Source organism: Candidatus Phytoplasma solani (genome assembly GCF_040126175.1).
GTDB lineage: Bacteria > Bacillota_I > Bacilli_A > Acholeplasmatales > Acholeplasmataceae > Phytoplasma > Phytoplasma solani_A.
On the sequence record NZ_CP155828.1, the window covers coordinates 200,498 to 223,438 of the forward strand.

A 22,941-nucleotide genomic window follows, 5' to 3' on the forward strand; every position below is an offset into this window, starting at 1 on the left:
AATAATTGTTTATACCGTGTTTTGTGGAAGCAATTAATAACAAAACTTACAAAAAAATAAGAAAATACAAATTATTAATTTAAATTTTATAAAAATATTTTATCATTTTTGTATGAACTAAATACAAACTTATATTCTAAATTTGCGAGGAGCCTTTTTTTGACAAAATATATTTTAAAAAAATTTTTTTATACCGCAATATTGTTTATAACAGTAATATTCATTATTTTTTTTACTTTGAAATTAGTTCCTGGCGATCCTGTTTCTGCCATGTTTGGCCAAAAAGGTCCAACTAAAGAACAAAGAGTGATTTACGAAAAAGAATTAGGAATAGATAAACCTTTATTACAGCAATTTTCAAATTATTTGCAAAATATTTTTTTTGAATTTGATTTTGGTAAATCTTATGCTGGAAATAAAGAAAGTGCTTTAACTCTTTTTTTTAAAGCTTTTAAAAATACTTTTTTATTAGCTTTTTTAAGTTGTTTTTTTGGCTCTTTGATAGGTATTTTTTTCGGAGTATTAGCTGCTTTTTATGCAGGTACTAAAAAAAGTTTAATTATTGATTTAATTGCAATTATTTTGATTTCGGCACCTACTTTTGTTATTGGTTTTTTGTTGCAAATAACTTTAGGATATTATGCCGGACTTTTTCCCATTTCAGGTTTTGACACTTATCGACACATGTTTTTGCCAGTTTTAACTTTATCTTTGGTAATAGCCTCTTCAGTTTTTAAAACCGCTCAAACAACAATGCTAGATGTTTTAGGACAACCTTATATTACTGTTGCTTATGCTAAAGGTCTTTCGAAATCCAAAATTATTTTTAAACATGCTTTGAAAAATGCTTTAATTCCGATTGTCGCCCACATTGGTTTAATTCTTAGTTTTTTAATTGGTGGTTCGATTATTGTTGAATATATTTTCAACATTAAAGGTGTTGGAAATCTCATGATTACCGCCTTCGAAGAAAGAAATTATCCTGTAATTCAATGTTGCATTATTTTATTAGCTTTAGTAATTGCTATTTGGAATTTATTTTTAGATTTAATTTATCTTTTGTTGGATCCTAAAATAAATAAAAAAGGATGAAAATATGCTAGAAAGTAAAAAAACAATAATGAAATTTAATTATAAAAAAAGTTTTAAAATTTTGATTAAAAATAAAAATATTTTTTTTGGTAGTCTTTTTTTAATTATTTTATTTTTAACTATTTATTTGTTTCCTTTGACACCTTTTTATAAAGATCCTTATAAATCTTCTTTTAAACGTTTACAAAGTTTTAGTTTTAAACACTTGATGGGAACAGACTCTACCGGTTATGACTTATTTAGCCGTGTTTTAGAAGGGGCTAAAATTTCTTTAACTATTGGTTTTTATGCTGTTTGTTTAGGCAGTTTAATCGGTAGTTTTTTAGGGATTATCTCTGGTTATTTTCGCGGTATTATCGATAATATAATTAATTTTATATGTGATATTTTAGTCGTTTTTCCAGATGTTATTTTATCCATTATTATTATGTTTTTTTTACAAAAAAGCAAACTATCATTGATTATTGTCTTAAGTGTTTCTAATATTCCTAGCTTTATCCGTATTATTAGAGCCAATACTTTAAAAATTAAACAAAAGGATTTCATTAAAGCTTCAAAAGCTTTAGGCGCTAGTCAATTTTTAATTATTGTTAAACATCTTGTTCCTCATCTTTATCCCATTGTTATTGCAAGAATAAGTATTTGTATGGCAACTATAATTCTTACTATTTCAGGACTAGGTTTTATCGGTTTAGGACTTGATCCTACTCTTCCAGAATGGGGTAATATTTTAAGTTCTTCTAAAAGTGATATGCGTTTTTATCCTCATTTATTTTTTGGTCCCTTTATTGTTATTCTTTTAACTAGTTTATCTTTTAATTTAATTGGTAAAGGTTTAATTGCTTTTTTTAACCCTAAAAAAGAAAATTAAGTAAATCATTTTAATATTTTATCAAAATAAAAGATTAGTCTTAAAGTTAATAAACATTTAAAATAAAGAAAAATTAAAATTTTTAATAAAAATTTTTTATTTAGGACATTTTCTGGTTTAAAAAAACATTTATAAATGGAAAAAATAAAATATTAAATATTTTCACGATATTGAAATTAAACTATGTATATTATAAAAAGAATTATCCTAAATTTCAAAACAATAAATAAATTCAAGCGTATTTTACTACTATTAAAGATTTTGTTATTTGTCGATTTTTTCATACACATCTAAAAATTTTAATTAAATAAATTTTATTTTTTTATAACATTTCGCTTAATTATATAGTTAGTCAAACTAACTAAAATTAAATAAATAACACTTACAACAAAGAAAGGAGTTTTATAATCAAAATTAATAGATATATTGCGTTGTGCTTTCCACAAAAGACTAATTTAAACCAATAATCGAAAATAAAGCAGTATCTTTGATATTAATAATAAACTGGTTTCAAACAGAAGGATAAGTCATTTTTAAATCTTGTTTAAAAAAATATAACGAAAAACTTGTTTTTGATTCATTCCTAAGGAATACAGCCGCTTCGATTTGTCCTTGATCTAATAATTTAATATTGTGGGGCATCATAATATTAGTTAAATTTGCTATAGTGTTTAACGAAATGACAATCAAAGCAAGTATAAAAAAAGGATCTAAATCACCTTTAAAAACATCAAAAAAAATTAATCAACGAATAATAAAAAAATAATGCTTGAATGGCGATTGGAATTGACTGCAAAAAATAAATAATTTTATCTAATATAAAATTAAATGTTAAATAGCAAAATATAATAATTTTTTTACTTGTTTTTCGAAGATTTTCAATAAAAATTTTAAATCTTGCTAAAATTAAAGTAAATAAACAGCCTGCAATCAAACTATCAATAGCTAATAAAAGATATCAAAAAACTTTCTTTATACGAGGGTAAAGTTAACCATACTTTTTTTAAAAAACTATTATTTTTACTTTCATCTATTTTTTTGTTGAACAAGTTTATAATGAATTTTCGCTGGTACTCCAAAATTTGTTTCATAATTTTTTGTTTTTTTAATGCCTGTATTTCCTATTAAATCGTTTAAATGTGTTTTTAATGTTTTATAAATAGGATTTTCTTTTTTTTATAAAAAAAGAATAATTTCCGAGTTGTTTGAAAGAATCATCATTATCTAAAGGTAAAACTATAAACCGTTTATTTTTATCTTTTTCAAATATATCTTGGACATTAGCATCATCTGAAACATAAATATGAGCGATTCCTTTTTTCATATTTCCATAACACCCCGCAATATCTTCCCCAAACAAACTTTATTTAACTTCTAATTTATTTAAGTCTTTGTTGGGGGTAATCTTTTAATGGATTGTGATAGCGCAAGAGTTTAAAATAGAAATAACTTTTGGATTAATTTTATCATAAGTTTTGTTTATTTTTAAATTAGTTAATTTTTGTGCATTTTCTGGATTAGAAAACATATCTTTTTTTATTTTATTAAGGCACTCACTTTAGGCAAAGAATATTCTAAATTTAAAAATTTTTCTTTTCTTTCATTAGTTGCATTCAGACAACAAATCATAAAATCAATTTGTCCATTTTTCAAATCAGCTGTCATTCCTGCTATATTGCTATAAACTTTAACAACTATTTTTTTATTTATTTTTTCAGCTATTTTTTTACACAAAAGAATATTAGAACCATTAATAAAATCTTCATTTTCTTGTTCATGTTTATTGTTTGCGGCGTCTATATCTTTAAAACTATCAAAAATAAAAGGAGCAGAAAACATAGTTCCTACAATAAGGCAATTTTTTTTGTTCTTTTTGAGATGATTTTTTTGCCAAAACAAACTAATTTCCTAAAAATAAAACACTAATAAAAGTAATAATTTTTAATATAATAATTTATTATCTTTTTTTTCATAAATTATCTTTCATTTTTATTTTTTTTTAGATATTTTAAAAATTAAAAGAAAAATTAAAATTCTTCAAAAAAAGATTTAGATTTTGGATATTTATCAGTTTCAAAAATTTGTTTAGGAGTTCCTTGTTTCACTAATCCCCCTTTTTCTAAAAAACAAATTGTATGAGAAATTTTTTTGGCAAAACGCATTTCATGTGTTGCACTAATTAAAGTTATTTTTTTTATTATCAGATAGTTTTTGTAAAGTTTTTAGGACTTTTTCTGTAGAACCAGGATCTAAAGATGAAGTTGGTTCATCTAATAAAAGAATTTGAGGTTTCATACATAAAGCACAAGCAATAGCGACACGTTGTTTTTGACCGCCTGATAAAAATTCTACTTGATAATTGACAAAATTTCCTAAATTAACCTCTTTTAATTTTTCCAAAGATCTTTGTTCTGTTTGTTTGCGACTTAGTTTTAAAACTTTCATAGGAGCTAAATAACAATTTTCTAAAATAGTTCTTCCTACGAATAAATTAAAACTTTGAAATACCATATCAACTTTAGTCCTTAGTTCGGATAAAGACATTTTTGCATCTAAATTATTTTGGTTATCGATTAAAATAGTTCCTTCATCAGGTTTTTCTAATAAATTAAGACATTTTAATAAAGTTGATTTTTCAGAACCAGAATGACTAATAATAGTCATAATTTCTTTATCTTGGATTTTTAAATTGATATCTTGTAAAAATAATTTGATCATGATTTTTTTTGTAAATTTTTAATTTCCACTAAACAAGACATAATTATTTTTTAACCTCTTTTCTATTTTAATTATTAATTAAGGGATAAAACAGTATTTGAAATAACAATAAAATTTTTTCAAAAACTAACAACATAGATAAAATTAGTTATTTTATCTCTAAGACTGTTAAATTACTAAAATATTTACTTAATTAGCAATACAATAATATAACATAAAAAAATATTTATGTCAAATGTTTTTAAAAATCGATAATAAAATAATTTATATTGTGCAAAATTTATCTTTTTTTATATTTTCAGTTGGTCTTCTGATTTTTTGTAGTTTAACCAACAATAAAAAGTTTGGCAAAAAGTAATAATTTAGTTCAAATAATTATTATTTGGAGTAATGGCAAAAAAATAAATAAAAGTTGGTAAAAAATAATATTTTAAAAAAATTTGTTACAATAAGATAGTGGTAGAAATAATTTTTTCTTGTTTGTCACTTTTTTCTAAATTAAAAATACTTAAGATAACGAGATTAAATACTACTAATGTTTTGTTAAAATTAAAGATTTGTTTCATCTATTTGAATAATTAAAAGTCATTTTTTTAGTTAATTGTATGAAATGTTTAAAAAAATAATTTTTTTAATAAAATTTTTTTCTTTGAAAAATAAATCTATATAAAAATTTCTTTTAAGATAAATTACAAAAAAATATAAAAAAATAACAGAAAAGAGATATTTTAAAGTGAGTTATTTGGAAAAAATACGTCAAAAAATAGGTCATGAACCTTTATTTTCACCAGGAGCTTCAATTATTGTTTACGAAAATGAAAAATATTTATTGCAATTTAGAAATGATTTTAAAATTTGGGGTCTTCATGGTGGAGCGATGGATTTAGGAGAAACAGGTAAAGAAACTGCATTAAGAGAATTAAAAGAAGAAACTAATTTAAAAGCATTAGAAATGCACTCTTTTAAAACTTATTCAGGCGAAAAAATAAAAATCATTTACCCTAATGGTGATATTATTTATCCTATTGTTTTGGGTTTTGTAGTTACTGCAACAGAAGGAAAAATCAAGGCTCAAAAAACAGAAGTTAAAAGTTTAAAGTGGTTTGAAGAAAAAGATTTACCAATAGAAAAAATGATGGAAATTGATAAAATTTTTTTAAAAGATTTTATAAAATATAAAAAAAATTCTAAGACTCTTTTTACGCAAAATTCAGTTAATAAATTTTTGTAATAAAATAAAAAAATTGGAAAAAACTGTTGATTAAAATCATTAATAATATTTTTTTTCAATTTAAAGACATTTTAAAAAAATAACATAATGAAACTAATTTTTAAATTATTTTTAATGTGTAGTGAGGCTGGTTTATAATAGGATAAGTTTTGTATTAATAAATGAATTGGAAGAAGAACAACACTTTTTAAGATGGTAAAAGCAAGCCTTAAAAAAATTGTTTACTATTATTTTTAGTATGCAATAGAAAAAAAGTAATTGTAGTAAAAAAACACATTTTATTTTTTTAACAAATTTAAAAAATTTTTGAGTATTTTAGTTGATAAATAATTTACTTTATATTTATATATAAATCCGCGGAACTGATTTGTTAGTTTTTACCTTGTTTTTTTGGAATGTATCTAATTTTGTAAATCACAATAAAATATAACAGTTAAAACACTTATTTTTCAAAAAAATATATACTTTTATTAAAAATATGATTATTAGGTTTTTTTAAAAAGCAAAAAATATAACCTTTTAAAAAGATTATAAAAATGTTATTTGATGGATTTATTAAAATAGCTATCTAAAACGACGTTAAAATCTATTATAAAGAAGTTTTAGATGTTATATTTTCAAAAAAATATTTAAAATATTTTTTTATATTTTATTGGAGATAAATAATTTAGAATTTTCATTTTGCGTTTATAATTGTCATAATATATATACTCATAGAATAATATTAAAAACTCGTGTTATTTGTTTAAATATTTCATTTTTTCATAATTTTGCGTTTTTTTAAGATTATCTTAAAAAGATTAATTATCTACCTTTGTCCGTTAGGCGAATTGACCGTTTATGTTTTTATGTCTTTCTTGACTGTCGGTGAGATTCCAGGTTTTCTTTAATTGATAAACTATCCAATACAGAGTCTATATATTGATAGTCTCTGGGCTGTATGATTTCATTAGTTTGCATAACAGGTTGTTAGATTACATCTTTTTTTCTTCTTAGGCCATTGCAGGCTTATCCGTGGGGACAATTTGATTGCGCGGCGTCCTTTTGACTAACTATTTCATCTCAAACTCGCTTTTATGGTCTGCTTTAATCCATTATTCTTTCGTTTAACGAACCGAGATCATATTCTTTCAGTGTTTATCACACTGGTTACTGGTAAAATAACACGATAATTAGGCATCTTTGGCGCCCTGTTTATATAATAGAAGCATGTTTTGATAAAAATGTTTATTTTTTAAAAACAAAAAAAGAAATAAAATATTAGGATGTTTTATGTCTTTTAAAATTAAAATATTGTTTTTATTTTTAATATCGCTTAGCCAATAGTAGCGGCGGTTCTAATCGACTAGTTTTTATTCCTCTTGATTGCTAAATAGATTATTCTAAAAAACATGAATTAAAAGAATGGAGACATGAAAATGTTTCCGTTTATTCTTTTAATTTGCGATTATTTTGTGATATTTTAAATATTAAAATGTTTCCGTGTAAATCTTATTAAGAATGGGGTGTGATGAGTATTAATAAAACAATATTTCAAAAATTATTTTCCAAAGGGTCAACACTATATCAATGAAAAAGATTGTAATTTGGAATATATTTGATTTATATTTTTGTAAAAATATTTTCAAAATAATTTTTAATTTAACAGTTTTTATTTTATTTTTAGAAATCCTAGTGGTTTTCAAAAATAATTTTTTTTTGAATTGTGATTTATCAACATCATTTCTAAAAATAAGTCAAAATAGTTCATTTGGTAAAACACTTTATCTAAAAAATAATCCTTTAGTTTTAATTATGGAAAAATTAAATATTTCAGAACAAGAAATACCTAAAGTTTCTACAAAACCTTACTTAAAATATTTTGATTCAGAAGCCAATACTATTCGTGAATATAATTTATTTCAAAAATTATCTCCCCAAGTAGTAGATTATAAAAACAGAAAAAATTATTTTTTAAAACAAGATTTAAAAAAACAATATGAATTATTAGGGGGCTACAAGTTAAAATGGGGGGGAGGACAAGAAAATATTGGTGTGATAGAATATCAAAATAATTCTCGAACTGTAAAAAAGAAATATGGTTGGATAGTATCCAAAGCTAATTACAATTTAATTTTGACAAATCAACCTTATAATCCTCCAGAACTTATGACTCAAAATGAATTTGGAGAAAATAATTTTTTTAATAGATCTATTTGTTACCTAGATAATGAATCACCCCATACTCTCAATGATTTTCTAAATTATTATTGTAATGAAACAGATTTATCTCCTTATTTAGAAAAAATGCTTTATTGGCGTTTAATGACTAAAAATTTAAAATTAAAGTTTGACTGGTCTTCTTTGATTTATGATTTATTTAATGTGTATTTTAAAGAAGTATGTCAATCTCCTTTGCTTCCAAATAAAAATTTAGAATATTATTTTTTAAAATTAAAAGATAACCATGAACAAATGTATTCTGATTTACTTCAAAAAAGAAAAATTATTTTATGGAATCTTAACAAAGAAACAATTAAATTTTAATTATTTATAATTTAAGAGATTAAAAAAATACGTATTTGAATAAAAAAAATCTGTCAAATATTAATTTACGTAAATTTAATATGCGGGGTGTGGTTTTGATTGTTATTTAAAATGCAATTAGTAACACCGTAAATGTTTATTTTTTGATATTTTTTTTGAAAATTTTTGGAGACTTAACTACAAAAATATATTATTTTTTTATCTAAAATAAATTTGTGTAGTGCTTATATTTTTTTGAGATTTTTTAATTTAATTTTTATAAACTTTTTAAAATTATTTTTTATTGTCTGGTGTGCAATGGGATTGCGTAATCACAGTCATTCAAAATAAAATCATTAAATACTCCACACTAACCATGATTTTTTTAGCAAACGGCACCGGACCAAAAATGGCAACCACCCAAAAACAAAAAAATATTAAAAATATCAAAGCTAAACTGTTTATTAAAAATTAAACAGTTTAGCTTTTTTTGTGTTTTTTATAATTATTTATTTTTGGTTTTTCACATTCTTTATCTTTAGGATTTTTTTTATTTGAAGAATTTGGATTATCTGCTTCTGAATCAGTTACTTTTAATTTAGGATTTATTGCGTGCAAACTAACATAAACAAATTATTTTTGTTTTTTTAGTTTCCATTGCCATCACACAATAATTATTGATAACAAATAATAATCCTAATAAAATAAATAAACTAATCTTAAATAATAATGCATGTTTTTTTATTTTAAACATTGATCCAAACTATCTCGATATATTTTATTATATACAAATAATTCACCGTGCTTATGCTTATAATAATTAAATATTATTTTTTAAAATGTTTTATATTTTCAATATTTAAATTATCTATATATTTTATTATTTGTTCTATATTAATATTTGTTTTTTATATTCGAATATTGTTGTATAATTTTTCTTTTCTTTATTGTTTAAAATATTTGTGCATATTGTTTTTAATTGTTCTTTGTGAAAAATTAATTTTTGTTGTTCTTTGATGGGTTTCCAGTAGTAATCAACTTCTTCTTTATAAATATCTATTGTATTACACCCACAATAAACAGTTAAGCAAACTTTAAAAAAAGTAATACTGATTTAATGTATGAATTCATATTTTATATTTATTTCCTTTCACAATAAAAAATAATTTTAAAAAGTTTATAAAAATTAAATTCAAAAAGTTCAAAAAAATATAGTTACTGCGGGGATTAGACGGCAAGCAATAGTTTTAACAAGGGAAATTAAACCTTGTTAATTTTATTATAATTTTTTTTAATGGTTAGTAATTCAATTTAATATTTTTTTGGTCTATAATTGTATTTTTATTTTCTAATTTGCCGATTTTAATTCTAATTTGCTCCATTTGTTTAACTATTTCAATTTCTTCATCTTGTAATTTAGAGATTTCATTTTCTATTTGGATGATTTCAAGATTATTATAAATTGTTATTCCTTTTGTTTGTAATTGTGTTTTTTTATTTTGGTTTTTATTTTTTAATTTATTTATTTGTTCACTTTTACTAGTGTTTTTATTTTCTAATTCTTTTAATTTTAAAGTTTCGATTTCAAATTCTAGAATATTTCGTTGGCCTTCTGATTTATTGATGATTTTGCGACATTCATTAACTTGAAGTTGACAGTTATTTTTGTTATTTATTTTTTTGATTAATTTTTCTTTTTTCCTATCTTTATCGTTATTTTCTGATGAAACATATTTAATTTTGTCTTGAAGATTGGTTACGTCATCAATCTCATTTGGTGATTGGTGGTTATAAGAACAAGCTAAATAAACCATAATTGCAATTAACATTATAATTAAGGTAATATAAATAGTTGTTATGATTTTTTTAAATAAATTCATTTAATCTCCCCTTTTTAATAATAAGCTGAATATTTATAATTCAACTTATTATTATACAACTTTATTTTTTAATTTCGATTAAAAAAGTTTTTTGTACTGACAACAAATTTCAAAAATTTTTAAAAAAGTTGGTATTACATAAAAAAATTTTGTTATTGCATTTTTACTATTCGCAAAGACAAATATAACATTAATTCTTTTTTTTGCATAATCATAAACAATTACATATAATAATTTTAAAAAGAATCTTTCAAAAGATTCCTTTTTTATTTCATTTCAAAAGTTACTTATCGTCAACTTTGTTCTTTTTTTGTTTTAAACTAACTTGCATTTATCAAAAATACTTTTTATATGCTATAATTAATTTAGTGGTAATAAAAAGAGATAAAAATAAATTATAATTTATTTTTAAAGGAAAATTAGATATTAAGATTATTATGTCAACAATTAATAAAAATATAAAAAAAGAAAAAAAACAACCAAAACTGCTTATTTCAATTTTTAAAAAGATAATCATTGTTTTTTTAGATATTTTACTTTTATATTTATTTATTGCTTCTTTCGCTAATATTTTCTTTCCTAAAAATTCTGCTAAATGGGTTGGTTTAGCTGGTTTTCCTGTTGCTTCAGGTAGTATGTCTCCCTTTATTAATGGACCGAAGGAAAATATTGGAGGCGAAGGTGATTTTATCTTTATTAGGGGTGTTTGGAATTGTACTAAGTTAAAACCAGGAGATATTGTTGTTTTTCAAAATCCTCAATATTCAAGTAAATCACAATTAGAAACTCCTCGATTTATTATTCATAGAGTTGTTTCAAATGATACTAAAAAAAAAATTATTGCAACTTGGGGCGACAAAAATGATATTCAATTATCATATGAAAAAAACATTCCTTATGACAACATTGTTGGAAAATTTATATTGAAAGATAGAAAAATTATTCCATCAATCAGAAGAATTATTAATTATTTAAAGGAATATCCTTTATATTTATCCTTAACGATTATTTATTTAATTATCATGTTTTTGCTTTTGCGTATGATTAAAAAAAACATAAATATTTTAAAATAATTATTAATGAAAAATCAAAATCTTAAAAGGTAAGATAAAAAAATTAATGTGGCAAGAAATTATTGATTCGCAAAGAAAAAAAGTTTATTTTCAAAAAATAGTTCAATTTTTACAAGAAGAAAAAAAGAAGGACCAAATTATTTATCCGGCGACCAAAGATATTTTTACAGCCTTTCGTTTAACTCCCTTTAATAAGGTAAAAGCAGTTATTTTAGGGCAAGATCCTTATCACGGAAAAAATCAAGCTCACGGTTTATCTTTTAGTGTTAAATGTGAAAAAAGACCTCCAAGCCTCAATAATATTTTAAAAGAATTAAAAGATGATTTAAACATTGAAAATAAGCAAAATAATTTAAATTCCTGGGCTTTAGAAGGAGTTTTAATGTTAAATGCTGTTTTAACTGTCCAAAAAAATACACCTTTAAGTCATCAAAAAATCGGTTGGGAAATTTTTACTCAAACTATTTTACAAACTTTACAAACTAAAAAAAATATAGTCTATCTTTTGTGGGGTAAATTTGCTCAAACTTACGAAAAGTATATTATAGCAAAAAATAATTATATCCTTAAAACTGCTCATCCTTCTCCCTTTTCTGCTACTAGTGGTTTTTTTGGTTCCAAACCATTTTCTAAAACAAATCTTTATCTTAAATCACACAATCTTAAAGAAATTAATTGGCATCTTTACTAATTTTTGTTTTGATTTGTTGATTCATTTTTTTCAAAATATAACTTATTTTACAAATTTAATAAGAAAGGTAAGTTTTAATTTTTTATGTCTAAAAAAAAACGTTTTTTTGAAAAAATAACTTTTTATAAAAACCAAAATATTAATCTTCCTCAAAGACAAACCCAAAAAAGTGCAGGATATGATTTAGAAGCAGCTCAAACTCTAGAAATCAAACCTCAAACAATTCAATTAGTTCCTACAGGAATTAAATCTTATTTTCCCGAAAATGAAGTATTATTAATTTATGCAAGGTCCTCTTTGCCTTTAAAAAAACAATTAATGATAGCTAATGGCGTCGGAGTGATTGATAGTGATTATTATAATAATTCTTACAATGAAGGTCATATTTTTATTCCTTTATATAATTTTTCTTCTCAAATGGTTAAAATTGTTAAAGGTGAAAGAATTGCTCAAGGTATTTTTCAAACTTTTTTTTTAATCACTAACGAAGAAAATCCTTCTTTTTTAAGACAAGGTGGTTTTGGTAGCACAACTAATAAAAATTAGTTAATACAACAAAAAAACAATTGCCAAACGGCTTTAAATATGCTAAAATATTTTAGGTAAATGTTGTTTTATTGTTTTTATATTTTTTTATTTTCTTAATTGTTAAAATAATTTTTCGATTTAATAAAGTTTTAATAATAAATTAAAAACAGATGTAATTATGAGATTGTTTTGTCACAAGTAGCAAAATTAAAAAAGTTAAAAAAACAAAAAAATAATTAAAAAATTTTATTTTTTTAAAAATCAAAGAAAAACGTTAAGTTCAACAATAAATTTATTGTTATCAAAAATTTTATTATTTTTTATTATTTAATAATATTAAAAAACAAAGGAGTTATTAATAAAAATGGCAGTAGTTACGATGAAACAATTATTAGAATCAGGAGTTCATTTTGGTCATGCCACCAGAAAATGGAATCCTAAAATGAAAAGTTATATTTTTACATCAAGAAACGGCATTCACATTATCGATCTTAAAAAAACTTCAGATAAAATTGAAGAAGCTTATCAAGAATTATTAAAAATAATTAATCAAGGTGGCAAAATTTTATTTTTGGGAACAAAAAAACAAATTCAATCATCCATTAGAGAAGAGTCAAAACGTTGCGATCAATATTGTGTTGATCATCGTTGGTTGGGGGGGACTTTAACTAATTTTAATACCATTTTAAAACGAATTCAATTATTGCATTATTTGTATAAACAAGAAGAAGATGGTATTTGGAAAAAATTACCTAAAAAAGAAGTAGTTCAATTGAAAAGGAAAAGAGATAAGTTAGAAAAATTTTTGGGAGGAATTAAAGAAATGAAAGAATTACCTCAAGCTCTTTTTGTTATAGATCCTGAAAAAGAAAAAAATGCTGTCGCAGAAGCTCGTAAATTAAATATTAAAATTTTTGGCATTGTAGATACTAATTGTAATCCTGATTTAGTTGATTACATCATTCCTGCTAATGACGATGCTATTAGAGGTGTTAAATTAATTACTTGGGTGATTGCTAACGCTTGTATTGAAGGAAATGGCGGTGTCGCTGAAAAATCTGAGCAATTTGATGCTAAAAACGTTTTAAAACCGAAACCTTCCTATCAACAAAACAAAAGAACTTATCAAGAAACAGTAAAACCAACAACTTTTAATTAAGTTATTTTTCTATAAAAAACAAGAAATAATTATTATTGATTAGGAATTGTTTTTTTTAATAATATGATAAAGATACGAAAAATTATTATAACATTAATTTAATTTTAATTTGAAAAAAGTAAAATAACAAAAGGATTAAACACGAAAATGAAAATAACAGCAGAAATGATTAAAGAATTAAGACAACAAACTCACGCTGGAATGATTGCATGCAAACAAGCGTTAGAAAAAACAGAAGGAAACCTACAAAAAGCAATTATTTTTTTAAGAGAAAAAGGAATCATTAAAGCAGCTCAAAAACAATATCGTATAACTTCAGAAGGTTTAACTAATATTGTTTTTTCTCGAAATGATGCTTTTTTATATGAATTAAATTCAGAAACAGATTTTGTTGCTAAAAACGAATATTTCCAACAATTAATTAATATTATAGGAGAAGTAATTCTTCAAAAACAATTGCAAAGTGTTGAAGAAGTTTTAGCTTTCGCGTACCAAAACAAAACAATTCAAGATTTACTTTTAGAAAAAACATCTGTTTTAGGTGAAAAAATAACCCTTAAAAAGGTATTAAAAGTTACCAAAAAAGAAGAAGAAGTTTTTGGCACTTACAAACATCAAGGTGGTCGTATTTCTGTTTTGGTAGTTTTAAAAAACAATCATCCTTTGATTGCTGAAGATATAGCAATGCATATAGCCGCTTTTAACCCTAAATTTTTAACCCTTGAAAAAGTTAACCCTAAATTTTTAACTACTGAAAAAAATATCTTACAAAAACAAACTGAAAAGCAACTTTTAGAAGAAAAAAAACCTTTACATATTTTAGATAAAATAGTCCAAAATCGTTTAAATAAACTTTTAAAAGAAATTTGTTTATCAGAGCAACCTTTTGTCAAGAACAATGAACAAAAAGTAAAAGATTATCTTAAAAAACATAATACAGATGTTATTTCTTATTTCCGTTGGTCAATTACTAATCAATAAATTCAATTATTTTTTTAAAAATAAAAATATCTTGCTTGAAAAACATTTTTCAGGTGTTCACAAAAAAAGGTTGTCAAATGTATAAAAAAATTCTTTTAAAATTAAGTGGTGCATCCCTCAAAGGAGACACTTCCCACGGTATCGATCCTATAACTATTAAAAAAATCGCTTTAGAAATTAAAGACATTAAGGATTTAGGAATTCAAATTGTGATTATTGTAGGAGCAGGCAACCTTTGGCGTGGACGAACCGGAGAAGAACTAGGTATGGACCGTTCTCAAGCTGATTATATGGGGATGTTAGGCACTATTATGAACTCTTTAGCTTTACAAGATGCCTTAGAACAAACACAAACAATTACTCGAGTTATGACGGCCTTTCCCGTTGCTACAGTAGCAGAACCTTATATTCGTAGAAAAGCTCTTCGTCATTTAGAAAAAAGAAGAGTAGTTATTTTAGGTGCTGGTGCTGGTTCACCTTATTTTTCAACCGATACTGCTGCTGCTCTAAGAGCGGCTGAATTACATATTGATGTTATTTTGATGGCTAAAAACAACATCGAAGGAGTTTATGATAAAGATCCTAAAAAACACGATAATGCTATTTTATTAAAAAAGATGAAACACGAACAAATTTTATCACAAAGACTTTCTGTTATGGATATAACAGCAGCATCCCTTTGTTTAGAAAATAATATTGATATTTTAGTTTTCAACATGCTTCAATCAGGAAACATTAAAAAAGCTGTTTTACAAAAAGAAATCGGCACTATTATTAGTTCAAAAGGAGAACAAAAGTGGAACAACAAACCCAAGAAATAGTTTTATTAATTGAAAAAAAAATGTCCCAAGCGCAAGAAATGATGTTAAAATTATTTTTAGATATTAGAACAGGAATTGCTAATTCTAATATTTTGAATAAAATAAATATTAATTATTATGGAACCGAAACCCCTTTAAAAACATTATCTTCTGTTAGTATTTCTGAAGGAACTCAATTACAAATTAAACCTTATGAAAAAACTTTAATTCCTTCAATTAAAAAAGCTCTTTTAGCCTCTGATTTAGGAATCACCCCTGAAACTGATGGAGTTATTTTAAGGCTTAATTTTCCTAAACCAACAGAAGAAAGAAGAAAAGCTTTGACAAAAGAAGTCGAAAAAATAGCTGAACAAACTAAAATAATTATTAGAAATATTCGACGCGATGGCAACATTCAAATTAAAAAAATATCACTTACCAAAGACTTAGAAACTTTATATTTAAACAAAATTCAATTTTTAACTGACAAAAATATTAAAATAGTTGAAAAAGAAACTATCAATAAAAACAAAGAGCTTTTAAAAGCTTAATTTTTTCATTTATTTTTCATATTTTTCAAAAAATATTTTAACCCAATTAGGAGGTTTTTTTATGATAAAAAAGAGAATAATAACAGGTTTAAGTTTGGTTTTATTTTCTTTTTTCTTTTATTTTCTTCCTAATGGTGAAATTAAATTTTTGATCTTTGTCGGTTTAACTATTAAAGCATCTCAAGAAATGTTAATTATTTTTAACAAAGAAGAAAAAAAAGTAAGTTCTCAAAAATCTTTTAGCAAAAATTTCATTATCATAATCTTGACTTTATTGTTTTTTATCATTCTTTTTATTTTTTTGCAAAAGCAAAAGTTACTACCAAACCAAGTAAGATTTCTCGATAAAATTCCTTTTTCTTTTGATAAATACAGTTTTTTTCTTTTATTCTCTCCTTTTATTTTACTTTTATTTTTTTTTGTTTTTTTATCTTCTTGGCATACCTCAGATCTAGCTAAAATTTTTCTGATTATGATTTATATTGGCGTTGGCATGTCTTGTCTTTTGACTTTAATTTTATCGACTTTACCTTATCTACTTTTTTTTGTCTTGCTAATTGTTTTAACTGATTCCTTTGCTTTTTTAGCTCGCTTCCCACGTTTTTGTCCTTTTTTAAATTTAGGTCTTTTAGTGCCTCATCTCAGTCCTAAAAAAACCAAAAAAGGAGCTATTTTAGGTACTTTGGGATCTGTGATTGCTACTTTTATCTTTTTTTTCACTTGGAATAAAATTAACAACTACTCTTTATTTATTTTTTTTGCTTTTGCAATTTCTATTATTTCTCAAATCAGTGATTTATTAGCCTCTAAATTTAAAAGAGATTTTAATATTAAAGATTTTGGTAATATTTTACCTGGTCATGGTGGTTTTTTAGATCGTTTTGACTCTTGGCTTTTAACTGCTTTTTTCTCACTTTTCTTTTTTACTTTCATATTTTTAAACTAGACTGAGTTTCTTGTAATTTTTATTTTTATTTGTTGAATATTATCATTTTTTGGATTATTTTGTGTTATAATTTCATATGATATAATTTTATTTATTAATATTTATTATTTCTTTTTTTAATTACTTCTTTTTAGTCAAAATTTTATAATCAAAAAAACAATATAATATTACCTTTTGATAAGCTTGAATATATATTATTTTTAAACAATAAAATACAAATTAAATGTTTTTTAAAAATAATTTATCTTTTTGACAAATAAAATATTCAAAGGAGTTATTTTATGAATAATCATCAAAGAATTAAAGTTATCGCTGGAAATTGGAAGATGTATAAAAACAAAAATGAAGCTTTAGAATTTATACAAAAGGTTAATTTTAAAGTTCCAACCCCAAAAGAAGTAGAAACTATTATTTTTGCCCAAAGCACTTTATTAGATTTTTTAGTTCAAAATCAAGGACCTAATCTTAAAATTGGCGCTCAAAACATCTTTTATAAAAATGAAGGAGCTTTTACAGGAGAAATATCCCCCCTTAATTTGATTTCTTTGGGGGTAAAATATGTTTTATTGGGTCACAGCGAAAGAAGAATTATTTTTGGAGAAACTGATCAATTAGTAAATTTAAAATTATTAAAAGCGCTTCAAAACAATTTATCTCCTATTTTATGTTTGGGTGAAACCCTTGAAACAAAAGAAAAAAACGAAACTAAAGTTTTTTTAGAAAAACAATTAACTCAATCTTTAAAAGGTGTTCCACAAAATTCCTTAGAACAAATAATAATCGCTTATGAACCTGTTTGGGCAATTGGGACAGGAAAAACTGCCACTCCCGAGGATGCTAATAACATTATTCAACAAATTAGAAATAAAATTGCTACTTTATATTCAAATCAAATGGCAGAATCTGTAAGAATTCTTTATGGTGGTTCTGTTTCTTGTGATAATATCGAAAATATTTTAGAACAAATCGCTATTGATGGTGTTTTAGTGGGGAAAGCTGCTTTAGAAGTGAAAGATTTTTTATTTTTTACTCAAACAGCTATGAAATGTTTGCAAACTTGTTCCCGAAAAAAATTAAAAAAAGATGATTGCCTTTTTTGTTCTTAAACTTAACCAAAAATAATATTGCTTATTTTTTAATTTTAAAACCTCATATTAAATTTTATTTTAAAAAATAACATAAGGAGTTTTTTAAAATGATACCAACTAAAAAGATGTTTTTTTTTGATATTGATGGTACTCTTTTAAGCTCTAAATATAAACAAATTTTTTCTCAAACTAATGAAGCCATCAAAGAATTAGCTAAAAACCCTAACGTTATTTTAGGAATAGCTACTGGAAGAAATATGAAAAGAATTAATGTTTTAGGAGATTTAATGCCATATTTTAATCATTTAGTCTTATTTAATGGTGGTTTAACCAAAGTTTTTGATAAAGTTATCGATGATAGACCTTTTCAAAGAGAAATAGTGCAAGAGTTGATCAACAAAGCTCATCAAGCTAAAATTTATATTGGTCTTACAGGTTTCAACCAAGAAATTGTTCCTAGTCAAAAAGATTTAATTCCTACTTCTTTGCAAGAAATTTATTTCACCAATAAAAATTTTTTAGTCGATTCTCAATTTCATCTTTATAACAACGTTTATCAAGTTTGGTTATTTGAACCAAATCGTAAAAAATTAGAATATTTTTTAAAAGATTTTTCACATTTACAAAAATATTATTGGAGAAGCGATGGTGGAGTTGATTTGCTTCCCGAAAAAATAAATAAAACTCGTGGAATTAAGTTAATAAAATCTTTATATAAAGAGCATCAATTAATTTGTGTAGGAGATGGTTATAATGATGTTGATATGCTTAAATATGCTGATATTGGTATAGGGATGGATAACACTAATTGTCAAGAAATTAGAGACAATTCAAATCTTTTATCTCCTCATATTGATACTAATAAATTTTATGATTTTTTAAAACAAAATTCTTTAATTTAAAAAAAATATTTTTTTGGTTTTAGTTTGTTTTATAAGTGGTTTCATTTTTACCTCTTTTTAATTTCAAGTATTATTTTATCAAACATCCAAAAAGGAACAATTTCTCAAAAATTATTTTAAATCAAAGAAAAGGTTTAATTAAATGTTAACTTCAGATAAAAAAATTATTTTAAAAGCGCATCAACAAAAATATGCTATAGCTCAAGTAAATATTAATAATTTAGAATGGACTAAAGCAGCTTTACAAACAGCTCAAGAGTTACAATCTCCTATTATTTTAGGAGTTTCTGAAGGAGCTGCTAAATACTTGGGAGGATTTAAAACTGCTTTTGCTTTGGTGAAAGAACTTGATGCTTATTATAAAATTTCTGTCCCTGTTATTCTTCATTTAGATCATGGTTCTTTTGAAGGTGGTTTAGAAGCAATTGAAGCCGGCTTTACTTCTATTATGTTTGATGGTAGTCGTTTTGATTTTGAGATTAATTTAATGAAAACAAAAGAAATGACAAAGATATGTCACGATAGAGGACTTTTGATTGAAGCAGAAGTAGGAAGCGTTGGTGGCGAAGAAGATGGTATTGTTGGTCAGGGTGAAATAGCTGATCCGGAAGAATGTAAAAAAATAGCTGATTTAGGAATTGATATGCTTGCTGCTTGTGTTGGTAATATTCACGGTAAATATCCTGAAAATTGGGCTGGGCTTGATTTTAAAGTTTTTAATCAAGTTAGAGAATTAACTAACGAAAATACTCCTTTGGTATTACATGGAGGAAGCGGCATTTCCGAAGATATCATCAAAAAATCCATTGCTTTAGGAGTAGTCAAAATTAATGTTAATACAGAGTTTCAATTGGTTTTTGCAAAAGCAACTAGAAAATATATCGAAGAAGGAAAAGATTTAAAAGATAAAGGCTTTGACCCGCGTAAATTATTAAACCCTGGATTTATAGCGATTAAAGAAGAAATAAAATATAAGTTAGCTCTTTTTGGTTCAATCAATAAAGCTTAATACAAAAATATTTTTTTAACAAAAACAACATGATATTAATTTAGAAATGTAAAAATATTTAAAATTAAAAGGTGTAATTGCTATGAAGACTCAGTTAACTCATTTCAATATAGAAAATAAAAAAGTTTTATTGAGGGCTGATTTAAATGTCCCTTTAGAAAATAATGTTATTACAGATGACAATAGAATTAAAGCTATTTTACCAACTATCAAATATTTAATTAAAAACAAAGGTAAAATCATTATTTTATCGCATTTAGGAAGAATTAAAGATGAAACTCAAAAAGCTTATTTTAGTTTAAAACCGATAGCCGAAAAGTTATCTTTTTATTTGCAACAAAAAGTTATTTTTGTTCCAGAAACAAAAGGTAGGCTTGTAAAAGAGGCTATTGATAAATTACTTCCAGGTGATGTGTTAATGTTAGAAAATACTCGTTTTGAAGATTTAAATAACAAAGCTGAAAGTAAAAATGATCCTCAATTAGGTAAGTATTGGGCTTCTTTAGGGGATATATTTGTCAATGATGCTTTTGGCACCTGTCATCGTGTTCACGCTTCTAATGTAGGAATTGCTACCAACATCAAAGCAAAATGTTTTGGCTTTTTGATTGAAAAAGAAATCAATTTTATTCAAAAAATAATTTCTAACCCTCAAAGACCGTTAATTGCTATTTTAGGAGGTTCTAAAGTTACTGATAAAATAGAATTAATTAAAAATATGTTGCAAAAAGTTGATTTTCTTTTAATTGGGGGCGGGATGAGCTATACTTTTTTAAAAGCTCAAGGTTTTAACGTTGGTACTAGTTTGTTAGAAACTGATAAAATCCCTTTAGTTAAAGAATTATTATCTTCTCCAGAAGCTAAAAAAATAATTTTACCGAAAGATTTTGTTTGTGGAAAGGAATTTTTGCCAGACACTCAAGCAGTTGTTTATCAATATTTTAATATTCCTGATAATTTTATGGGCCTTGATATTGGACCAGAAACGATTAAACTTTTCAAAAGTTATTTAATAACAGCCAAAACAATTCTTTGGAATGGCCCTGTAGGTGTTTTTGAATTTGAAAAATTTAGTCAAGGCACTAAAAATATAGCTCAAATTATTAGCTTATTTACATCATCAACAACTATTATTGGCGGAGGAGATAGTGCAGCTGCTGTCTTTAAATTTGGTTTAGAAAATCATTTTAGTCATATTTCAACTGGTGGCGGGGCTTTTTTAGAATTTTTAGAAGGAAAACCCATGCCAGGAATTACATGCATTCAAAATACAACTAAATCATGATTTCTTTTTTTTACAAAAGATAAATAATTTATCAATTAAAAAAAATAAAAAAAACGAGGTTTTAACAATTATGAAAGTTAGAGTAGCAATTAATGGTTTTGGTCGTATCGGCAAATTAGCTTTTCGTCTTATTTTTGGAGATCCTAAATTTCAAGTAGTAGCAATTAATGATTTATCATCTTTAGAAACTGTTTCTTATTTACTCAAATATGATAGCATGCAAAAACCTTATAAAGTTGATGCTGTGCGTTTTGAAGGCAAACATTTAATAGTTGAAGGAGAAAAAATTCCTGTTTTTCAAGAAAGAAATCCACAAGATTTACCTTGGAAAGAATTAAAAGTTGACATTGTTTTAGAATGTACAGGTTTTTTTACTGATAAAGAAAAAGCTTCCTTACATTTAGCGGCTGGCGCTCTCAAAGTTTTAATTAGTGCCCCCGCAACCGGAGATGTTAAAACAGTTGTTTATAATGTTAATGATCACATTTTAAACAAGGATGATGTTATTGTAAGTGGCGCATCATGCACTACTAATTGTTTGGCGCCAATCGCTAAGGTGTTAAATGATCATTTTGGCATTAAACAAGCTTTTATGACTACTGTTCACAGTTATACAAGTGATCAAAGTTTAATAGATCAAAACCATCCTAAAGGTATTTGGACTCGACGTGGTAGAGCAGCAGCTTTTAATATGGTTCCAAGTTCTACTGGTGCTGCTAAAGCTATTGGCTTAGTTATTCCTGAATTAAAAGGTAAGTTAGATGGAACAGCCATTAGAGTCCCTACTATTACTGGTTCTTTGGTGGATTTAACAGTAGAATTAAAACAAGAAGCAACAGCACAAACTATTAATGAAACCTTTAAAAAAAGCGCAAATGAAACATTAGCTTACATTACAGATCCGATTGTATCATCAGATATTGTAGGTACTACTTATGGCTCTTTGTATGATGCAAATACTTTACAAATATTAAAAGAAAGTCCAAGATTTATTAAATTAATGTCTTGGTATGACAACGAAATGAGTTATGTTAATCAGTTAGTAAGATTACTATATAAAATATCAAGTTTAAGTTGAACCCTTTTTAAAAGACCATTTATCAAAATGGTCTATTTTTTTATTTTAAAATTATGATGATTAACCTAAAATTTATAAAAATTAAAAAAATTATTTGTAGTAGTTATATTTTTTAAAACTTTTTAAATTCATTTTTTTTAAATTTAAAACATTAAAAAAATTAATAAAAGTTAAAAAAATATCTTATAATTAATATTGGTGTTTATTCTTAAAATAAACACATTAATAAAATAGCTAAGGGTTTAAAAAAAATTATTAAAAAAACATTTGACTTGTTCTTTTCTTTTTGGAACAATATAAATTATAATTATCAAATGATTATCATAGCTTCTACAATCAGTTTAATCTTTGTTTGCTTTCGTAGCATTTTTAAAATTATTATTGCTTTACTTTTGTTAGTTGTTATATTTAAATTTGGCTTTCGAATAAATTTATTAACCAAACATTAAATTAACACTAATTTTTTGTTAAAAAGCGAAAAGCAACAAAACAAAGGATCAGCATTTTTTCAAGATAATTGTTAATTTGAAACAACTCTTTTTTTAATATCAAA

24 protein-coding genes are annotated in these 22,941 nt (G+C 24.4%); 17 read left to right on the plus strand and 7 right to left on the minus strand.

Translation table 11 applies throughout. The features are described from left to right. The first annotated feature begins 159 nt into the window (after positions 1–159). Both PSOL_RS01010 and PSOL_RS01015 read left to right on the plus strand, forming a co-directional pair. Positions 160–1,092, plus strand: coding sequence for an ABC transporter permease (locus PSOL_RS01010; protein WP_349402093.1), 933 nt, complete (start codon positions 160–162; stop codon positions 1,090–1,092). A gap of 4 nt (positions 1,093–1,096) precedes the next feature. Continuing rightward, positions 1,097–1,963, plus strand: coding sequence for an ABC transporter permease (locus PSOL_RS01015; protein ID WP_434062262.1), 867 nt, complete (start codon positions 1,097–1,099; stop codon positions 1,961–1,963). A 1,153-nt stretch (positions 1,964–3,116) separates the two neighbouring features. On the opposite strand, the gene PSOL_RS01020 is transcribed toward PSOL_RS01015, so the two are convergent. The 4 genes from PSOL_RS01020 to PSOL_RS01035 form a co-directional block, all read right to left on the minus strand. Next, positions 3,117–3,287 (minus strand): hypothetical protein, encoded by a 171-nt coding sequence (locus PSOL_RS01020; RefSeq protein WP_349402094.1) that lies wholly within the window; start codon positions 3,285–3,287, stop codon positions 3,117–3,119. A 212-nt stretch (positions 3,288–3,499) separates the two neighbouring features. Continuing rightward, positions 3,500–3,862 (minus strand): transporter substrate-binding domain-containing protein, encoded by a 363-nt coding sequence (locus PSOL_RS01025; protein ID WP_349402095.1) that lies wholly within the window; start codon positions 3,860–3,862, stop codon positions 3,500–3,502. 276 nt (positions 3,863–4,138) lie between these two features. Beyond that, a complete protein-coding gene (locus PSOL_RS01030) occupies positions 4,139–4,681 on the minus strand; it encodes an ATP-binding cassette domain-containing protein (protein ID WP_349402096.1) in 543 nt (180 codons plus the stop codon). 443 nt (positions 4,682–5,124) lie between these two features. After that, positions 5,125–5,247 (minus strand): hypothetical protein, encoded by a 123-nt coding sequence (locus PSOL_RS01035; protein WP_349402097.1) that lies wholly within the window; start codon positions 5,245–5,247, stop codon positions 5,125–5,127. Positions 5,248–5,414: 167 nt separating this feature from the next. Here PSOL_RS01035 and PSOL_RS01040 point away from each other — a divergent pair, with 167 nt between their 5' ends. Next, positions 5,415–5,912: an NUDIX hydrolase gene (locus PSOL_RS01040; protein ID WP_349402098.1), complete on the plus strand. Its 498-nt coding sequence runs from the start codon at positions 5,415–5,417 to the stop codon at positions 5,910–5,912. Between the two features lie 1,569 nt (positions 5,913–7,481). Further along, positions 7,482–8,438 (plus strand): hypothetical protein, encoded by a 957-nt coding sequence (locus PSOL_RS01045; RefSeq protein ID WP_349402099.1) that lies wholly within the window; start codon positions 7,482–7,484, stop codon positions 8,436–8,438. A gap of 459 nt (positions 8,439–8,897) precedes the next feature. Here PSOL_RS01045 and PSOL_RS01050 read toward each other — a convergent pair whose 3' ends face one another. The 3 genes from PSOL_RS01050 to PSOL_RS01060 all read right to left on the minus strand — a co-directional run bounded on the left by PSOL_RS01050 (position 8,898) and on the right by PSOL_RS01060 (position 10,297). Then, entirely contained in the window at positions 8,898–9,035 is a 138-nt protein-coding gene (locus PSOL_RS01050; protein ID WP_349402100.1) for a hypothetical protein, read from the minus strand. Position 9,036: 1 nt separating this feature from the next. Then, positions 9,037–9,171 carry an SVM family protein gene (locus PSOL_RS01055; RefSeq protein ID WP_349402101.1) on the minus strand — a complete coding sequence of 45 codons (135 nt, stop codon included), beginning with the start codon at positions 9,169–9,171 and terminating at the stop codon, positions 9,037–9,039. A 544-nt stretch (positions 9,172–9,715) separates the two neighbouring features. After that, positions 9,716–10,297, minus strand: coding sequence for a hypothetical protein (locus PSOL_RS01060; RefSeq protein ID WP_349402102.1), 582 nt, complete (start codon positions 10,295–10,297; stop codon positions 9,716–9,718). A 437-nt stretch (positions 10,298–10,734) separates the two neighbouring features. Between PSOL_RS01060 and PSOL_RS01065 the strand changes: the two genes are divergently transcribed. From PSOL_RS01065 to gap, 13 genes are all read left to right on the plus strand, one after another. Next, positions 10,735–11,370: a signal peptidase I gene (locus PSOL_RS01065; RefSeq protein WP_349402103.1), complete on the plus strand. Its 636-nt coding sequence runs from the start codon at positions 10,735–10,737 to the stop codon at positions 11,368–11,370. Positions 11,371–11,416: 46 nt separating this feature from the next. Then, positions 11,417–12,061, plus strand: coding sequence for a uracil-DNA glycosylase (locus tag PSOL_RS01070; RefSeq protein WP_349402104.1), 645 nt, complete (start codon positions 11,417–11,419; stop codon positions 12,059–12,061). 84 nt (positions 12,062–12,145) lie between these two features. Then, positions 12,146–12,607: a dUTP diphosphatase gene (gene dut, locus PSOL_RS01075; protein ID WP_349402105.1), complete on the plus strand. Its 462-nt coding sequence runs from the start codon at positions 12,146–12,148 to the stop codon at positions 12,605–12,607. Positions 12,608–12,953: 346 nt separating this feature from the next. Continuing rightward, positions 12,954–13,748, plus strand: coding sequence for a 30S ribosomal protein S2 (gene rpsB / locus PSOL_RS01080; protein WP_349402106.1), 795 nt, complete (start codon positions 12,954–12,956; stop codon positions 13,746–13,748). 147 nt (positions 13,749–13,895) lie between these two features. Beyond that, a complete protein-coding gene (gene tsf, locus PSOL_RS01085) occupies positions 13,896–14,729 on the plus strand; it encodes a translation elongation factor Ts (protein ID WP_349402107.1) in 834 nt (277 codons plus the stop codon). Positions 14,730–14,806: 77 nt separating this feature from the next. Beyond that, positions 14,807–15,550, plus strand: coding sequence for a UMP kinase (gene pyrH / locus PSOL_RS01090; protein WP_349402108.1), 744 nt, complete (start codon positions 14,807–14,809; stop codon positions 15,548–15,550). Next, positions 15,526–16,080 (plus strand): ribosome recycling factor, encoded by a 555-nt coding sequence (gene frr / locus PSOL_RS01095; RefSeq protein ID WP_349402109.1) that lies wholly within the window; start codon positions 15,526–15,528, stop codon positions 16,078–16,080. Before pyrH ends, frr begins: the two co-directional genes overlap by 25 nt. A 61-nt stretch (positions 16,081–16,141) precedes the next feature. Continuing rightward, entirely contained in the window at positions 16,142–17,026 is an 885-nt protein-coding gene (locus tag PSOL_RS01100) for a phosphatidate cytidylyltransferase (protein WP_349402110.1), read from the plus strand. A 281-nt stretch (positions 17,027–17,307) separates the two neighbouring features. Next, the gene (gene tpiA / locus PSOL_RS01105; RefSeq protein ID WP_349402111.1) at positions 17,308–18,132 is read left to right on the plus strand and encodes a triose-phosphate isomerase; all 825 of its coding nucleotides are present in this window, start codon (positions 17,308–17,310) and stop codon (positions 18,130–18,132) included. An 89-nt stretch (positions 18,133–18,221) separates the two neighbouring features. Further along, positions 18,222–19,016, plus strand: coding sequence for an HAD family hydrolase (locus PSOL_RS01110; RefSeq protein ID WP_349402112.1), 795 nt, complete (start codon positions 18,222–18,224; stop codon positions 19,014–19,016). 142 nt (positions 19,017–19,158) lie between these two features. Continuing rightward, entirely contained in the window at positions 19,159–20,025 is an 867-nt protein-coding gene (locus PSOL_RS01115; RefSeq protein ID WP_349402113.1) for a class II fructose-bisphosphate aldolase, read from the plus strand. Positions 20,026–20,107: 82 nt separating this feature from the next. Beyond that, positions 20,108–21,310, plus strand: a complete 1,203-nt coding sequence (locus PSOL_RS01120) for a phosphoglycerate kinase (RefSeq protein WP_349402114.1) — start codon at positions 20,108–20,110, stop codon at positions 21,308–21,310. Between the two features lie 70 nt (positions 21,311–21,380). Further along, positions 21,381–22,388, plus strand: a complete 1,008-nt coding sequence (gap, locus tag PSOL_RS01125) for a type I glyceraldehyde-3-phosphate dehydrogenase (protein ID WP_349402115.1) — start codon at positions 21,381–21,383, stop codon at positions 22,386–22,388. Positions 22,389–22,941: the final 553 nt, after the last annotated feature.

What these genes read in the sequence shown, in the direction of transcription:
- PSOL_RS01015 (WP_434062262.1), top strand. Translation starts at nt 1,097, where the DNA reads ATGCTAGAAAGTAAAAAAACAATAATGAAATTTAATTATAAAAAAAGT.
- PSOL_RS01020 (WP_349402094.1), bottom strand. Translation starts at nt 3,287, where the DNA reads ATGAAAAAAGGAATCGCTCATATTTATGTTTCAGATGATGCTAATGTC.
- PSOL_RS01030 (WP_349402096.1), bottom strand. Translation starts at nt 4,681, where the DNA reads ATGATCAAATTATTTTTACAAGATATCAATTTAAAAATCCAAGATAAA.
- PSOL_RS01035 (WP_349402097.1), bottom strand. Translation starts at nt 5,247, where the DNA reads ATGAAACAAATCTTTAATTTTAACAAAACATTAGTAGTATTTAATCTC.
- PSOL_RS01045 (WP_349402099.1), top strand. Translation starts at nt 7,482, where the DNA reads ATGAAAAAGATTGTAATTTGGAATATATTTGATTTATATTTTTGTAAA.
- PSOL_RS01055 (WP_349402101.1), bottom strand. Translation starts at nt 9,171, where the DNA reads ATGTTTAAAATAAAAAAACATGCATTATTATTTAAGATTAGTTTATTT.
- PSOL_RS01060 (WP_349402102.1), bottom strand. Translation starts at nt 10,297, where the DNA reads ATGAATTTATTTAAAAAAATCATAACAACTATTTATATTACCTTAATT.
- PSOL_RS01065 (WP_349402103.1), top strand. Translation starts at nt 10,735, where the DNA reads ATGTCAACAATTAATAAAAATATAAAAAAAGAAAAAAAACAACCAAAA.
- PSOL_RS01070 (WP_349402104.1), top strand. Translation starts at nt 11,417, where the DNA reads ATGTGGCAAGAAATTATTGATTCGCAAAGAAAAAAAGTTTATTTTCAA.
- dut (WP_349402105.1), top strand. Translation starts at nt 12,146, where the DNA reads ATGTCTAAAAAAAAACGTTTTTTTGAAAAAATAACTTTTTATAAAAAC.
- rpsB (WP_349402106.1), top strand. Translation starts at nt 12,954, where the DNA reads ATGGCAGTAGTTACGATGAAACAATTATTAGAATCAGGAGTTCATTTT.
- tsf (WP_349402107.1), top strand. Translation starts at nt 13,896, where the DNA reads ATGAAAATAACAGCAGAAATGATTAAAGAATTAAGACAACAAACTCAC.
- pyrH (WP_349402108.1), top strand. Translation starts at nt 14,807, where the DNA reads ATGTATAAAAAAATTCTTTTAAAATTAAGTGGTGCATCCCTCAAAGGA.
- PSOL_RS01100 (WP_349402110.1), top strand. Translation starts at nt 16,142, where the DNA reads ATGATAAAAAAGAGAATAATAACAGGTTTAAGTTTGGTTTTATTTTCT.
- tpiA (WP_349402111.1), top strand. Translation starts at nt 17,308, where the DNA reads ATGAATAATCATCAAAGAATTAAAGTTATCGCTGGAAATTGGAAGATG.
- PSOL_RS01110 (WP_349402112.1), top strand. Translation starts at nt 18,222, where the DNA reads ATGATACCAACTAAAAAGATGTTTTTTTTTGATATTGATGGTACTCTT.
- PSOL_RS01115 (WP_349402113.1), top strand. Translation starts at nt 19,159, where the DNA reads ATGTTAACTTCAGATAAAAAAATTATTTTAAAAGCGCATCAACAAAAA.
- PSOL_RS01120 (WP_349402114.1), top strand. Translation starts at nt 20,108, where the DNA reads ATGAAGACTCAGTTAACTCATTTCAATATAGAAAATAAAAAAGTTTTA.
- gap (WP_349402115.1), top strand. Translation starts at nt 21,381, where the DNA reads ATGAAAGTTAGAGTAGCAATTAATGGTTTTGGTCGTATCGGCAAATTA.